This is a genomic window from Stenotrophomonas sp. 22692 (assembly GCF_052045015.1).
GTDB lineage: Bacteria > Pseudomonadota > Gammaproteobacteria > Xanthomonadales > Xanthomonadaceae > Stenotrophomonas > Stenotrophomonas geniculata.
In genome coordinates this window covers 13642-26800 of the sequence record NZ_JBQEMR010000047.1, presented here as the reverse complement: position 1 = coordinate 26800, position 13159 = coordinate 13642, and the positions used below count along the sequence as shown (strand labels likewise).

Below are 13159 nucleotides of genomic sequence, written 5' to 3'. Positions count from 1 at the left end.
CGCGGCATCCATGCCGCGGACACCCCCGCAACCGGACCCACCCCGCCTTCGACAGATTTCTGCTGCTGTTGGTGGGTGCCGACCGTTGGTCGGCACGGAGTCGGATCGATCGGAGGGTGCCTTTGTAGAGTCGAGCCGCGCTCCATGACCTGCGGGCGCCGATGATTTGAACGCATCGCCATGCGCGTGGAGCCGGCCGCTCGGCTCTCGAGAGGCTCCGCGCTCGACTGCTCTTTGCGTGGAAATCGAGACGATAGAGTCAGGCGCCGGTCGCCACCGGGCGGCTGCTGTCGCTCACCCAGCCGCTCCAGGAATCGGCATAGATGCGTGCGCCGCTCAGGCCCGCGCTTTCCATCGCCAGCAGCAGGTGGCAGGCGGTCACGCCGGAGCCGCACATCAGCACCACCTGCTGCGGATCACGGTTGCCGATCACGCCCTGCAGTTCGGCGCGCAGTTCCTGTGCATCCCGCAGGCGGCCGTCGGCAACGTTCAACGCAAACGGGCGGTTGACCGCGCCGGGTACATGGCCGGCAACCGGGTCCAGCGGCTCGACTTCGCCACGGAAGCGTTCGCCCGCGCGTGCGTCGACCAGCCAGCCCGGCGCGTGCTTCAGGCGTGCGCTGATTTCGTCGGCATTGGCAATCTGGGTGGTGTCGAAACGGCCCGGGTAAGCCGGCAGCGCGGTCACCTCATCCTGCCCCGTCGCCAAGGGGTGCCCTGCGGCCTGCCAGGCGGTGATACCACCATCGAGCACGGCGACCTTGCGGTGCCCGATCAGGCGCAGCAGCCACCACAGGCGCGAGGCGGCCATGCTGCCGTCACTGCCGTCGTAGACCACCACCTGGGTGTCGGGACCAATACCCCACTGGCCGAGCTTCGCGGCGAAGGCATCGCTGTCCGGCAGTGGATGACGGCCGTGGCCGCTGCGGGTCAGATCCGACAGATCCCGATTGAGGTCGGCATACACCGCGCCCGGAACGTGCCCCGCCAGATACTGGCCGCTACCCGCCTGCGGATCGGCCAGCGAGGACCGCGCATCGACCACGCGTACGGCGGTGCTGGCAGTGGCACGTGCATCGACGACACGTACGTCCTCACCCAATGCTGCCGCCAGGCTGGCGACATCGACAAGCGTGGTCCACGGCGGATCGATCGGCTTCATTGCACTTGCTCCAGGCGGCGACGCAGGTTGTAGAGAATGGCGGCGGTCGCGCCCCAGATACGCTGGCCGGGCCAGCCGTACTCAAGGACGTGGCGGATGCGGCCGCGGTGATTGATTTCGACCTGGCGCAGATTGTCTGCGGCCATCAGGTAGGCCAGCGGCACTTCGAACACTTCGGCCACTTCGCTGGGCTGCGGCACCGGCACGAAGTCCGGATCGACCACGGCCACCACCGGCGTGACCCGGTAGCCGGTGATCGTCACAAAGGGATCGAGATAGCCCAGCGCCTGCACCTGGCCGGGCGCCAGTGCGATTTCTTCCTGGCTCTCGCGCAGCGCGGCCGCCAGTGCGTCGCGGTCATCGGGTTCGGTGCGCCCGCCGGGGAAGCCGACCTGGCCACCATGCTGGCGCAGGGTTTCGGTGCGACGGGTAAGGATGACCTGTGCGCCATTGGCGCGCGGCACGATGCCGGCCAGTACGGCGGCTTCCACAGGTGGCCCCGGCGGCAGCAGGTCACTCAGTTCGCTGCGGTTCCAGCCGTCGCCGGCCGGCGGCTCGGCCAGTGGATGCAACGCCCGCATCAAGCGTTCGTGATCGGCCAGCGAGCCGCGCAGTGATTGCTGCAGCTGTTCACGCAGGGGTTGCACGCGATGCACGATGCGGCTGCGTTCCTCGTTGCTCATCGACGACCACCGTGCGATTTCATCGATGTGCCGCCCGCAGCCGGTGCATTGCCGGTCCGGATCCAGCGTGCACACTCCGATGCAGGGACTTGCGACAACACGCGCCGTTTCTTCCATTGTTTGCACCCGGCAACAGTAGCGCGATCGGGCTGAATTTGCGCGGGGTGCAGATGCGGTGCGTGGCACCGTCGCGCTCCGCGCAAACAAAAACGCGCCGGTGGAATCACCGGCGCGTTTCGTTTACGGCTTCGATTTACTTGACGCTGACCAGCTTGATCTCGAACTGCACAGCCACGTTCGGCGGGAACGGGGTGCGCGGGTCGGCACCGTAGGCCTGGTCCGGCGGCAGGGTGACTTCCCACTTCGAGCCTGCCGGCATCTGCAGCAGGGTCTCGCGCATGGCCTTCATTTCGACGTCGCTGACCTTGATCGACGGAATCTGCTGGGCCGGACGGGCTTCGGTCGGGCGCTGGCCGTACGGGAACGGACCGGCCACTTCCAGCTGCACGGTGCTGGCCTGGGTCGGCTTGGCGCCCTTGCCGGCTTCGATCACGCGGTACTGGACGCCGCTCGGCAGGGACTGCACGCCGGCCTTGGCCTTGTTCGCCGCGATGAACTGATCGCTCTTGGTCTTGTTTTCGGCAGCAGCCTTTTCGTACTCGGCCTTGGCAGCCTGGGCACGGCCCTGCTCGCGCTTCTGGAACGCTTCAACGGCCGGCTTCAGCTGGTCGGCGGTGATCGCCGGCTGCTTCTTGGCGTAGGCGTCCTGCAGACCCTTCACCACCGAGTTGATGTCCAGCTGCTCACCACGACCGGTCAGCTCCGCCAGGTTGTTGCCGTAGTCGTAACCGAAGTAGTAGCTCAGCTTGCCCTTTTCGGACGAGACGTCCTGGGCGAAGGCATTGCCCGTCAGGGCCAGGGCCGCGACGGCGACCGCGATAGAACGCAACTTCATCAAACAGTTCTCCAGGGGTGGTAACTCAGGGACGTTCTGCGCCGCCCTGAGGCGACGGGTTAGGATAACGGGCACAACGTGTAACCGCTACTCACGATGCAGGCTAAGACCCGTCTGCGTTGGCGGAGTTCAATCTCACTTTTTTTTAACGTTTCAGGAGTTTTCCCGTGGCCGATGCCCTGATCGCTGTCGCCGACGACGGCGCCATCCGCACCGTGACCGTCCAGCGCCCGGACAAGCTCAACGCCTTGAATGCCGCGACCCTGCAGGCGCTGGCCGAAGCGTTCAGCGCCGCCGCTGCCGACCCGGACGTGCGCGTGGTGGTGCTGACCGGTGCCGGTCCGAAGGCGTTCGTGGCCGGGGCCGACATCGCCGAGATGAACACACTCAGTGCGGTTCAGGGACGTGATTTCTCCCTGCTCGGCCAGGCCCTGATGCGCCAGATCGAGCGCATGCCCAAGCCGGTGATCGCGCGCGTGAACGGCTTCGCCCTGGGCGGCGGGCTGGAGCTGGCCATGGCCTGCCACCTGCGCATCGCTGCCGATACGGCCAAGGTCGGGCAGCCGGAGATCAATCTGGGCCTGATTCCCGGCTTCGGCGGCAGCCAGCGTCTGCTGCGCCTGTGCGGCCGCGCCGCCACCCTGGAGCTGTGCCTGCTGGGTGCACCGATCAACGCCGCGCGTGCGCTGGAACTGGGCATCGTCAACGAGGTGGTACCCGCCGACGCGCTGGACAACCGTGTGCAGGATGTCGCCCGCCAGTTGGCGCGCTCGGCGCCGCTGGCCCTGCGTGGCCTGCTGGATGCCGTGCACGTGGGTGGCGAATGCAGCCTGGAGGCAGGGCTGGAGTACGAAAGCGCGCAGTTCGGCCTGCTGTTCGCCACCGAGGACATGCGCGAAGGCACCGGCGCGTTCCTGCAGCGCCGACCGCCGGCGTTCCAGAACCGCTGACGCCATGGCATCCCGACCCAACCCCGCGCAGCTGTTCGCCCGGGTCCAGGCAGACGATCTCGATGGCGCCCTGCAGGCGGGCCTGATGGACTACATCGCCCGCGCCGGCGACGCGCAGCTGCTGCCCGGCCACCCGGATCTTCCGCAACGCCTGCACCAGGCCCAGCAGCAGCTGCACGCGGCATGGGCCGCACGCGAACGCTATCGCGCGCGCGCGGTGCGCCTGGCGCGCCGTGAGGCCGAGCGCGATGCACGCCGTACGCCGGCCCCGGCGCCGGACATGAAACCCGCCCTGCCCGCCGCAGCCGCCGCCATCCTCGCCCGGGCCAAGGCCCGCGCCAGCGGCAAGGAGCAGTAATGGCCACCCTGAAGAAGACCGCACGCGCCCCGGCGCGGCGTGGCGGCACGATGCCGCGCGCCGACGTGGTGGAAATGTTCACCCGCCTGCGCGAACTCAATCCACACCCGAAGACCGAACTGGAGTACAGCTCGCCGTTCGAGCTGCTGGTGGCGGTCGCGCTGTCCGCGCAGGCCACCGACGTCGGCGTCAACAAGGCCACGCGCCGTCTGTTCCCGGTCGCCAACACGCCGGCGAAGATCCTCGCACTCGGCGAGGACGGGCTGAAGCAGTACATCGCCACCATCGGCCTGTTCAACGCCAAGGCGAAGAACGTGATCGCCACCTGTGCGATCCTGCTGGAGAAGCACGGCGGTGAAGTGCCGCGCGATCGCGATGAACTGGAAGCGCTGCCAGGCGTTGGACGCAAGACCGCCAACGTCGTGCTCAACACTGCATTCGGCGAGCCGGTGATGGCGGTGGACACGCATATCTTCCGCGTATCCAACCGCACCGGCCTGGCGCCAGGCAGGAACGTGCGTGAAGTGGAAGACAAACTGGTGAAGGTGATTCCGGCCGAGTTCCTGCTCGACGCGCATCACTGGCTGATCCTGCACGGGCGTTATGTGTGCAAGGCGCGAAAGCCGGATTGCCCGGGCTGCGTGATCGCCGACCTGTGCCGGTTCAAGGAAAAGACCCTCGCAGAGTGACGACAGCATCCACGCATGGCGTGGATCTACTGCAACCGGGGCGCAATCCGGGCGTCATACGCAAGCGGTTTCAATGGCAGGCCATGCCGTGACGGGGCCTGCGGTGGATGTCTGCCGCGCGCGAACTGTCACATTTACGCAATCTTTACCTTCTAGCCTGCGCGCATCTTCCAACCTGCCTGCAAGGCTCCTCTCCATGAAACTGCATCACCAACTCCTGACGGTGGCCGTGGCTGCTGCGCTGTATGTGCCGGCTGCACACGCCGAAGTCGCCATCGACGTGATCGGCGGTTCGGAAATCACCTTCGAAGGCCTGGTCCAGGCCGACGGCAACTGGTTCGACAACGACCTGACCGACCTCAACGGTGGCGACGCCGGCAACGGCAAGAACAGCGAATTCGAACTGCGTCGCGCCGAGCTGGTGCTGAAGGGCAAGGGCCCGGGCAACGTGGAATGGGTGGTCGGCTATGATGCCAAGGCCGATAAGTTCCTCGACACCAACGTGAAGTACAAGCTGCTGGGCAACGCCAACCACTTCCTGCAGCTGGGCCAGTTCAAGCAGCCCAACAGCCTGGAAGAACTGTCCAGCACCAAGAACAACGATTTCATTTCCAAGGCAGCAGTCACCAATACCTATGCCATCGCCCGCCGCCTGGGTGGCGCGTACAGCTACGGCCAGGACAACTGGTCGGTGACCGCCAGCGCCTTCGGACGCGAGCTGACCCGCAACCTGGCCCACGGCAGCGGCTACGGCGCGCGTGGCACCTGGGCCCCGATCAATGAAAAGGGCCAGGTCCTGCACTTCGGTCTGAGCTACGTCAACTACGACGCCGACGCCGACACCCTGCGCGTGCGTGCGCGTCCGAATGCCGACCTCGCCACTGCCCGCCTGATCGACAGCGGCAACCTGACCGACACCGACCGGGTCAGCACCATCGGTGCCGAAGCGATGTACTTCCAGGGCCCGTTCAAGGCCCAGGCCGAGTACTACACCAGCAAGGCCAAGCGCTACGACCACGACAACTACACCAGCGACGGCTACTACATCAGCGGCGTGTGGAACGTCACCGGCGAGACCTGGAGCTACAAGGGCGGCACTCCGGGCACCGGCCTGCCGAACAACCCGGCCGGCGGCCAGTGGCAGCTGGGCGTGCGCTACGACCACATGGACCTCAATGACGGCAACCTCGCCGCCAACCCGGTCGCTGGTCGCCCGCCGATCGTCGATGGCGTGCTGGGCGGCAAGATGGACATCTGGACCGTGGGCGCCAACTGGTACCTGCGTTCCAACTTCAAGCTGATGCTCAACTACGTGATGGTCGACAGCAAGAAGTACAGCTCCACGGCGCGCGGTTTCGTCAACGACGATCCCAACATCCTGGAAGCCCGCGCGCAGTTCTTCTGGTAAGTCCAGCCGCCTGCGTTGAACCGCGAAGGCACGGCCCCGTCCGTGCCTTCGTCGTTGCAGCGGTGCCCGTGCCGCCCTGCCGGCGCAGCGGACGTGACACCCCTCATGACGCGTGTCACGTCCGCGTCATATGACAGACGCGGACATGTCACGCAACCGTTATGGAATGTGCACCGAAACGTCGGGCAACCGCCCTTCGACCACCACCCCAGGAGTCTCCCCGTGATCCACGCCTTCAAATCGCGCGCCGCTGTCGCCATCCTGGCTGCATCGTCCGTGTTCGCCGCCAACGCCGCCGACATCACCGGCGCGGGCGCATCGTTCATCTACCCGGTCATGTCCAAGTGGTCGGCCGACTACAGCGCTGCGACCCGCAACAAGGTCAACTACCAGTCGATCGGCTCCGGTGGTGGCATCGCCCAGATCAAGGCCAAGACGGTTGATTTCGGCTCCTCCGATGCTCCGCTGAAGCCGGAAGAACTGGCCGCCTCGGGCCTGGCGCAGTTCCCGTCGGTGATCGGTGGCGTGGTGCCGGTGGTGAACGTGGCCGGCATCGCCCCGGGCGCGCTGAAGCTGGACGGCGCCGTGCTGGCCAACATCTTCCTGGGCAAGATCAAGACCTGGAATGACCCGGCCATCGCCGCGCTGAATCCGGGCGTGACCCTGCCGAGCGCCAAGATCACCGTCGTGCATCGTTCGGACGGTTCGGGCACCACCTTCAACTTCGTCAACTACCTGTCCAAGGTCAGCCCGGAGTGGAAGAGCTCGGTCGGTGAAGGCACCTCGGTGCAGTGGCCGGCCGGCATCGGTGGCAAGGGCAACGAAGGCGTTGCAGCGTACGTGAAGCAGATCAAGGGCGGCATCGGCTATGTCGAACTGTCCTACGCGCTACAGAACAAGCTGTCGTACACCGCGATGAAGAATGCCGCCGGCAAGTTCGTGCAGCCGAGCGATGCGTCGTTCGCCGCTGCCGCCGCCAGCGCCGACTGGGCCAACGCCAAGGATTTCTACCTGGTCATGACCAATGCGCCGGGCGCTGAATCCTGGCCGATCACCGCCACCAACTTCATCCTGGTGCAGAAGACGCCGAAGAATGCTGCCAATGGCAAGGCCACCCAGGAGTTCTTCCGCTGGGTCTACAAGAACGGCGATGCCCAGGCCCGCCAACTGGACTACGTGCCGCTGCCGGACAGCCTGGTCCGCCAGATCGAAACCTACTGGACCCAGAACCTGAAGTAAGCGCGTTCCCCCGCAGGAACGGGATCGGCGGGTCCTCTCTCCCCCGCCGATCCCAACCCGGGCGCGAGATCCTCGAGATCTCGCGCTCTTCTTGTTTTTGGGGTGCACCAGGCTCTGTAGAGCCGAGCCCATGCTCGGTTGGGTGCTGGAGCGTGCAGACCAACGGTCCGCAGCTACCGAGGACAGGGAGCAGTCGAGTATGGCTCGACTCTACCCAGCGCCCAGGCCGTCATATCGATGCGCAGATCCGGGGTCTCAGGGCTCCTGCCAAGGGCCGGCCAACCCCGTGAAACCCTTGTCAGAACGTGATCCAGGACACCTCTGTCATGGTCGTAATACGGCTGTAACAAAAACATCATTTCATAGCCGCATCCGCCGACGTCGTCGGCTCTACCCCGCTATGGAGTGACCATGAAACTGCACTCGGCCGGCCTTGCCGCCCTTTCCCTGGCCATCGCCCTGGGCCTGTCGGCCTGCGGTGGCGACAAGCAGGCCGCGCAGCAGCCGGCTGCCGACGGTGCCGCGGCCCCGGCCGCTGCCGGTGCCAAGGTGACCGCCGAAGTGTCCGGTGCCGGCGCTTCCTTCATCTTCCCGCTGGTCTCCAAGTGGTCGGCTGACTACAACGCCAGCACCGGTGCCAAGATCAACTACCAGTCGATCGGCTCGGGCGGCGGTATCGCCCAGATCAAGGCCGGCACCGTCGACTTCGGTTCCTCCGACAAGCCGCTGAGCAGCGAAGAGCTGGCCCAGGCCGGCCTTGCGCAGTTCCCGTCCGCCATCGGCGGCGTGGTGCCGGTGGTCAACATCGAAGGCCTGGAAGCCGGCAAGCTGCGCCTGAGCGGCGCCCTGCTTGCCGACATCTTCCTGGGCAAGGTCAAGACCTGGAACGACCCGGCCATCGTCGCCGCCAACCCGGGCGTGAAGCTGCCGGACGGCAAGATCACCCTGGTCCATCGTTCGGACGGTTCGGGTACCACCTTCAACTTCTCCAACTACCTGTCCAAGGTCAGCCCGGAGTGGAAGAGCAAGGTTGGCGAGGGCACCTCGGTGCAGTGGCCGGACGGCGTCGGTGGCAAGGGCAACGAAGGCGTTGCTTCCTACGTGAAGCAGATCAAGGGCTCGATCGGCTACGTCGAACTGGCCTACGCGCTGCAGAACGGCATGCCGTACACCGCCATGCAGAACGCGGCCGGAAACTGGGTCGAGCCGAGCGCGGAAACCTTTGCCGCAGCGGCCGCGAGCGCCGACTGGGCCAGCGCCAAGGACTTCAACCTGGTCATCACCAACGCACCGGGCGAGCAGGCGTGGCCGATCACCGCCACCAACTTCATGCTGATGCAGAAGAAGCCGAAGGACGCCAAGCGCAACCAGGACACCCTGGCCTTCTTCAAGTGGGCCTTCGAGAACGGCCAGGCCCAGGCCAACGAGCTGCACTACGTGCCGCTGCCGGCCGAACTGGTCAAGCAGATCGAGGCCTACTGGGCGACCGACCTGAAGTGATGGACCCGACGGTGCCCGCCCCGCGCGGGCACCGCTTCTTCCACGCCATGCCGCCCCGCCCCTTCCTGGCCCTGCCGTCCCCATGAATGCCATCGCCCAGCCTGTAGCCGCCCCGTCCACGCGCGATGCGCGTGATGCCCGCAACGACAAACTGTTCCGATGGGTGCTGGTCGGCACCGTCATCTTCGTCCTGATCGCCCTGGCCTGCGCCGCGCTGTCGATGCTGTGGGGCGGCCGCCATGCCCTGCAAATGCAGGGCCTGAGCTTCTTCTTCTCCGCCGACTGGAATCCGGTCGAAAACAAGTTCGGCGCCCTCGCCCCGATCTACGGCACCCTGGTCACCGCCGTCATCGCGATGGTCATCGCCGTGCCGGTCAGCTTCGGCATCGCCTTCTTCCTCACCGAAGTCGCGCCGCGCTGGCTGCGTGGCCCGGTCGGTACCGCCATCGAACTGCTGGCCGGCATCCCCTCGATCATCTACGGCATGTGGGGCCTGTTCGTGCTGGTGCCAGTGATGACCGAGTACGTCACCCCGTTCCTCAACGAAACCCTGGGCGAATGGCCGATCATCGGCCCGATGTTCCAGGGCCCGCCGCTGGGCATCGGCATGCTTACCGCCGGTTTCGTGCTGGCCATCATGGTCATTCCGTTCATCTCCTCGGTGATGCGCGAAGTGTTCCTGACCGTGCCGACCCGCCTGAAGGAATCGGCCTACGCGCTGGGTTCCACCAAGTGGGAAGTGAGCTGGGACATCGTCCTGCCCTACACCCGCTCGGCGGTGATCGGCGGCATCTTCCTCGGCCTCGGCCGCGCTCTGGGCGAGACGATGGCGGTGGCATTCGTTATCGGCAACAGCGTGCGCCTGTCGCCGTCGCTGCTGGAACCGGGCACCACCATCGCCGCGCTGATCGCCAACGATTTCGGCGAAGCCACTGAAACCTACCGCTCGGCCCTGCTGCTGCTCGGCTTCGTCCTCTTCATCGTCACCTTCGTGGTGCTGGCCATTGCCCGACTGATGCTGATGCGCCTGTCCCGCAAGGAGGGCAACTGATGTCCACCACCGCTGATTCGCTGTACCTGCGCCGTCGCATCGGCAACGTCGTTGCGATCACTGCCTCCTGCGCCACCGCCCTGTTCGGCCTGTTCTTCCTGGGCTGGATCCTGTTCACTCTGGCCTCCAAGGGCATGGCTGGCATCAACTGGGATCTGTTCACCAAGATGACGCCGCCGCCGATGCAGGAAGGCGGCCTCGCCAACGCCTTCTTCGGCAGCGCGGTGATGTGCGCGATGGCGATCGGCATCGGCACCCCGCTGGGCGTGTTGGCCGGCACCTGGCTGGCCGAGTACGGCAACGCCCGCAAAGCCGGCACCGTGGTCCGCTTCGTCAACGACATCCTGCTGTCGGCGCCATCGATCGTGCTCGGCCTGTTCGTCTACACCCTGTACGTGATGCAGACCGGCGGCAACTTCTCGGCGTTCGCCGGTGCCCTGTCACTGGCCTTCATCGTGCTGCCGGTGGTGGTGCGTACCACCGACGAGATGCTGCGCCTGGTGCCCTCGCAGATGCGTGAGGCGGCCCTGTCGCTGGGTATCCCGCAGTGGAAGGTGATCGTGCAGGTGCTGTACCGCAGTGCATCGGCCGGCATCATCACCGGCATCCTGCTGGCGCTGGCCCGCATTTCCGGCGAGACCGCGCCGCTGCTGTTCACTGCCTTCGGCAACCAGTACTGGAACAACAACATCTTCCAGCCGATGGCCTCGGTGCCGGTGGTGATGAACCAGTTCGCCGGCAGCCCGTATGAATCCTGGCAGGTGCTGGCCTGGGCCGGTGCCCTGGTGCTGACTGTCTTCGTGTTGCTGGTCAGCCTTGCCGCCCGCGGCATCCTGCTGCGCAACCGTATCTCCCATGACTGACCTTTCCGTGGATAACGCCATGAACGACCTTTCCAACGCCGTGCCGATGCAGCGCATCGCCGTGCCGTCCTCGCACGAGAGCCTGCACACGCCGTCGCCGGTGAAGCTGGCTGCGCGTGGACTGGACTTCTACTACGACAAGTTCCACGCCCTGAAGGGCATCAACCTGGAGATTCCGGAAAAGCGCGTAACCGCGCTGATCGGTCCCTCCGGTTGCGGCAAGTCGACCCTGCTGCGCATCTTCAACCGCATCTACGCGCTGTACCCGAAGCTGGAAGCGCGCGGTGAAGTGCTGCTGGACGGCGAGAACATCCTGTCGCCGAAGTACCCGATGAACCGCCTGCGCAGCAAGGTCGGCATGGTGTTCCAGAAGCCGGTGCCGTTCCCGATGACCATCTTCGAGAACGTGGCCTACGGCATCCGCCACCACGAGAAGCTGAGCAAGGCCGACATGGCCGACCGTGTCGAGCAGGCGCTGCGCCAGGGCGCGCTGTGGGACGAAGTGAAGGACAAGCTGGGGCAGAGCGCGCTGGGCCTGTCCGGTGGCCAGCAGCAGCGTCTGTGCATCGCCCGTGCCGTGGCCCTGCGCCCGTCGGTGCTGCTGCTGGACGAGCCGACCTCGGCGCTGGATCCGATCTCGACCAGCCGCATCGAGCAGCTGGTGGAAGAGCTCAAGCACGAGTACACGATCGTGATCGTCACCCACAACATGCAGCAGGCCGCGCGCGTATCCGACTACACCGCCTTCATGTACCTGGGCGACCTGATCGAGCACGACCGCACCGAAGTGATCTTCTCGCAGCCGTCGCAGCGGCAGACCGAGGACTACATCACCGGTCGCTTCGGCTGATCGACGCTGTTCCTTCGCCACATGTTCCAGCCAGGCATGGCCTGGCTCTACCCGGATTGCAGACCATGAATCTTCCCAACGACCACATCGTCAAGAGCTACGACGAAGAGCAGCAGCGCCTGGTGGCCGAAATCGTGCGCATGGGCGAGATGGCCGTCGCCCAGCTCGAAGCGGCGATGGACGTGATCGAGAAGCGCGACGAGAACGCCGCCCATCGCATCATCGCCAACGACGAAGCGATCGATGCGCTTGAGCAGCAGATCAGCCACGACGTGATGCGCCTAGCGCTGCGTGGCCCGATGGCGCGCGACCTGCGCGAGATCCTCGCCGGCCTGCGCATTCCGGCCGACATCGAGCGCATTGGCGATTACGCCGCCAACGTCGCAAAGCGTTCCATCGCCCTGGGCAAGGTGCCGCCGCTGCCGCAGATCCAGGGCCTGCGCGCACTGGGCCGCCTGGCCGCGCAGCAGGTGCGCCGCGCCATTGCCGCCTACCGCGACAACGACGCCGACGCCGCGCTGGCACTGCGCGAGGACGATGCCCGCCTGGACGCGCAGTACACCGCGCTGTTCCGCGAGCTGCTGACCTACATGATGGAAGACCCACGCAACATCACCCCGTGCACGCACCTGTTGTTCATGGCCAAGAACCTGGAGCGCGTGGGTGACCACGCCACCAACATCGCCGAGAACGTGTGGTTCCTGGTGCACGGCGAGCAGCCGCTGCCGCCGCGCGAGAAGCGCGACGAAACCTCCAGCACCGGCCAGCCCTGACGCTGCACTGCAACACCGGAGTCGACTCCAAGGTGGCCGCTGTCCTGGTGACAGCGGCCTTCTTGTTTCTGGGCGTTCCACCCGCGTTGTGGGCGCCGGGCTTGCCCGGTGCGAACCTTCCGGATGCTTCTGTAACAAACCTCACGAAAATTTGAGGTCTTGGCGAGGATTCGTTGAGTAGGATCGCTGCACCATCGTTTCCACCGGCATCCCTGCCGGCCACCCGGGCACCCGCCCACACCACCCAGGAGCACGACCGATGAGCAGTTCCAACAAGACCCTGTCCCTGCTGACTGCTACCGCCCTGGCCGCCGGCCTGGGCATGACCGCCAGTGCCTCGGCGCTGAGCATGAGCGACCTGGCCCAGGGCTATCTGGTGGCCGGCCAGGCAGCCAAGGCCAGCACCGATGCCAAGGCAGCAGATACCAGGATGGCCGCCGACGCGACCAAGCACGCCGAAGGCAAATGTGGTGCCGACGGCAAGAGTGCCGAAGGCAAGTGCGGCGCCGACAAGGGCAAGGCCGCCGGTGCTGCGGCAGGCGCCAAGGCCAAGACCGGCGACAAGAAATCGGCCGAGGGCAAGTGCGGCGAAGGCAAGTGCGGTGCCAAGCACTGACGTCCGCGCCAGCGCCGTCCACCTGGGGGGGGGGGGGGGTGTGGGGGGGTTATCTTTTTTCC

14 protein-coding genes are annotated in these 13159 nt (G+C 66.0%); 11 read left to right on the top strand and 3 right to left on the bottom strand.

Features of this window, described 5'->3' with window-relative positions:
* Window positions 1–259: 259 nt before the first annotated feature.
* From ACTJJM_RS19350 to ACTJJM_RS19340, 3 genes are all read right to left on the bottom strand, one after another.
* Entirely contained in the window at window positions 260–1162 is a 903-nt protein-coding gene (locus tag ACTJJM_RS19350; protein WP_010486194.1) for a sulfurtransferase, read from the bottom strand.
* The gene (locus ACTJJM_RS19345) at window positions 1159–1962 is read right to left on the bottom strand and encodes a CoA pyrophosphatase (RefSeq protein ID WP_029380074.1); all 804 of its coding nucleotides are present in this window, start codon (window positions 1960–1962) and stop codon (window positions 1159–1161) included. Before ACTJJM_RS19345 ends, ACTJJM_RS19350 begins: the two co-directional genes overlap by 4 nt.
* A 136-nt stretch (window positions 1963–2098) precedes the next feature.
* Window positions 2099–2800: an FKBP-type peptidyl-prolyl cis-trans isomerase N-terminal domain-containing protein gene (locus ACTJJM_RS19340; RefSeq protein WP_010486198.1), complete on the bottom strand. Its 702-nt coding sequence runs from the start codon at window positions 2798–2800 to the stop codon at window positions 2099–2101.
* Between the two features lie 167 nt (window positions 2801–2967).
* Between ACTJJM_RS19340 and ACTJJM_RS19335 the strand changes: the two genes are divergently transcribed.
* The 11 genes from ACTJJM_RS19335 (at window position 2968) to ACTJJM_RS19285 (ending at window position 13097) form a co-directional block, all read left to right on the top strand.
* Window positions 2968–3750: an enoyl-CoA hydratase/isomerase family protein gene (locus ACTJJM_RS19335; RefSeq protein ID WP_010486201.1), complete on the top strand. Its 783-nt coding sequence runs from the start codon at window positions 2968–2970 to the stop codon at window positions 3748–3750.
* Between the two features lie 4 nt (window positions 3751–3754).
* Window positions 3755–4108, top strand: coding sequence for a hypothetical protein (locus ACTJJM_RS19330; protein WP_049411489.1), 354 nt, complete (start codon window positions 3755–3757; stop codon window positions 4106–4108).
* Window positions 4108–4797, top strand: coding sequence for an endonuclease III (gene nth / locus ACTJJM_RS19325; protein WP_049455538.1), 690 nt, complete (start codon window positions 4108–4110; stop codon window positions 4795–4797). Before ACTJJM_RS19330 ends, nth begins: the two co-directional genes overlap by 1 nt.
* Window positions 4798–4993: 196 nt before the next feature.
* The gene (locus ACTJJM_RS19320; protein ID WP_010486208.1) at window positions 4994–6205 is read left to right on the top strand and encodes an OprO/OprP family phosphate-selective porin; all 1212 of its coding nucleotides are present in this window, start codon (window positions 4994–4996) and stop codon (window positions 6203–6205) included.
* Between the two features lie 222 nt (window positions 6206–6427).
* A complete protein-coding gene (gene pstS / locus ACTJJM_RS19315) occupies window positions 6428–7444 on the top strand; it encodes a phosphate ABC transporter substrate-binding protein PstS (RefSeq protein WP_010486211.1) in 1017 nt (338 codons plus the stop codon).
* A gap of 411 nt (window positions 7445–7855) precedes the next feature.
* Entirely contained in the window at window positions 7856–8944 is a 1089-nt protein-coding gene (gene pstS / locus ACTJJM_RS19310; protein ID WP_049411494.1) for a phosphate ABC transporter substrate-binding protein PstS, read from the top strand.
* Window positions 8945–9026: 82 nt separating this feature from the next.
* Window positions 9027–9995 carry a phosphate ABC transporter permease subunit PstC gene (gene pstC / locus ACTJJM_RS19305; protein WP_005412771.1) on the top strand — a complete coding sequence of 323 codons (969 nt, stop codon included), beginning with the start codon at window positions 9027–9029 and terminating at the stop codon, window positions 9993–9995.
* Window positions 9995–10858, top strand: a complete 864-nt coding sequence (pstA, locus tag ACTJJM_RS19300) for a phosphate ABC transporter permease PstA (RefSeq protein ID WP_010486218.1) — start codon at window positions 9995–9997, stop codon at window positions 10856–10858. Before pstC ends, pstA begins: the two co-directional genes overlap by 1 nt.
* Window positions 10859–10877: 19 nt before the next feature.
* On the top strand, window positions 10878–11708 hold the full coding sequence (gene pstB, locus ACTJJM_RS19295) for a phosphate ABC transporter ATP-binding protein PstB (RefSeq protein WP_005408788.1): 831 nt from the start codon (window positions 10878–10880) through the stop codon (window positions 11706–11708).
* A gap of 65 nt (window positions 11709–11773) precedes the next feature.
* Window positions 11774–12481 (top strand): phosphate signaling complex protein PhoU, encoded by a 708-nt coding sequence (gene phoU, locus ACTJJM_RS19290; protein WP_008265615.1) that lies wholly within the window; start codon window positions 11774–11776, stop codon window positions 12479–12481.
* Window positions 12482–12740: 259 nt separating this feature from the next.
* Window positions 12741–13097, top strand: coding sequence for a hypothetical protein (locus ACTJJM_RS19285; protein WP_010486221.1), 357 nt, complete (start codon window positions 12741–12743; stop codon window positions 13095–13097).
* The last annotated feature ends 62 nt before the right edge of the window (window positions 13098–13159 follow it).

Excerpts from the sequence above, each read along its gene's own strand:
- nth (WP_049455538.1), top strand. The coding sequence starts at position 4,108 with ATGGCCACCCTGAAGAAGACCGCACGCGCCCCGGCGCGGCGTGGCGGC.
- phoU (WP_008265615.1), top strand. The coding sequence starts at position 11,774 with ATGAATCTTCCCAACGACCACATCGTCAAGAGCTACGACGAAGAGCAG.
- pstB (WP_005408788.1), top strand. The coding sequence starts at position 10,878 with ATGAACGACCTTTCCAACGCCGTGCCGATGCAGCGCATCGCCGTGCCG.
- pstS (WP_049411494.1), top strand. The coding sequence starts at position 7,856 with ATGAAACTGCACTCGGCCGGCCTTGCCGCCCTTTCCCTGGCCATCGCC.
- pstA (WP_010486218.1), top strand. The coding sequence starts at position 9,995 with ATGTCCACCACCGCTGATTCGCTGTACCTGCGCCGTCGCATCGGCAAC.
- ACTJJM_RS19350 (WP_010486194.1), bottom strand. The coding sequence starts at position 1,162 with ATGAAGCCGATCGATCCGCCGTGGACCACGCTTGTCGATGTCGCCAGC.
- ACTJJM_RS19320 (WP_010486208.1), top strand. The coding sequence starts at position 4,994 with ATGAAACTGCATCACCAACTCCTGACGGTGGCCGTGGCTGCTGCGCTG.
- pstC (WP_005412771.1), top strand. The coding sequence starts at position 9,027 with ATGAATGCCATCGCCCAGCCTGTAGCCGCCCCGTCCACGCGCGATGCG.
- ACTJJM_RS19345 (WP_029380074.1), bottom strand. The coding sequence starts at position 1,962 with ATGGAAGAAACGGCGCGTGTTGTCGCAAGTCCCTGCATCGGAGTGTGC.
- ACTJJM_RS19330 (WP_049411489.1), top strand. The coding sequence starts at position 3,755 with ATGGCATCCCGACCCAACCCCGCGCAGCTGTTCGCCCGGGTCCAGGCA.
- ACTJJM_RS19285 (WP_010486221.1), top strand. The coding sequence starts at position 12,741 with ATGAGCAGTTCCAACAAGACCCTGTCCCTGCTGACTGCTACCGCCCTG.
- ACTJJM_RS19340 (WP_010486198.1), bottom strand. The coding sequence starts at position 2,800 with ATGAAGTTGCGTTCTATCGCGGTCGCCGTCGCGGCCCTGGCCCTGACG.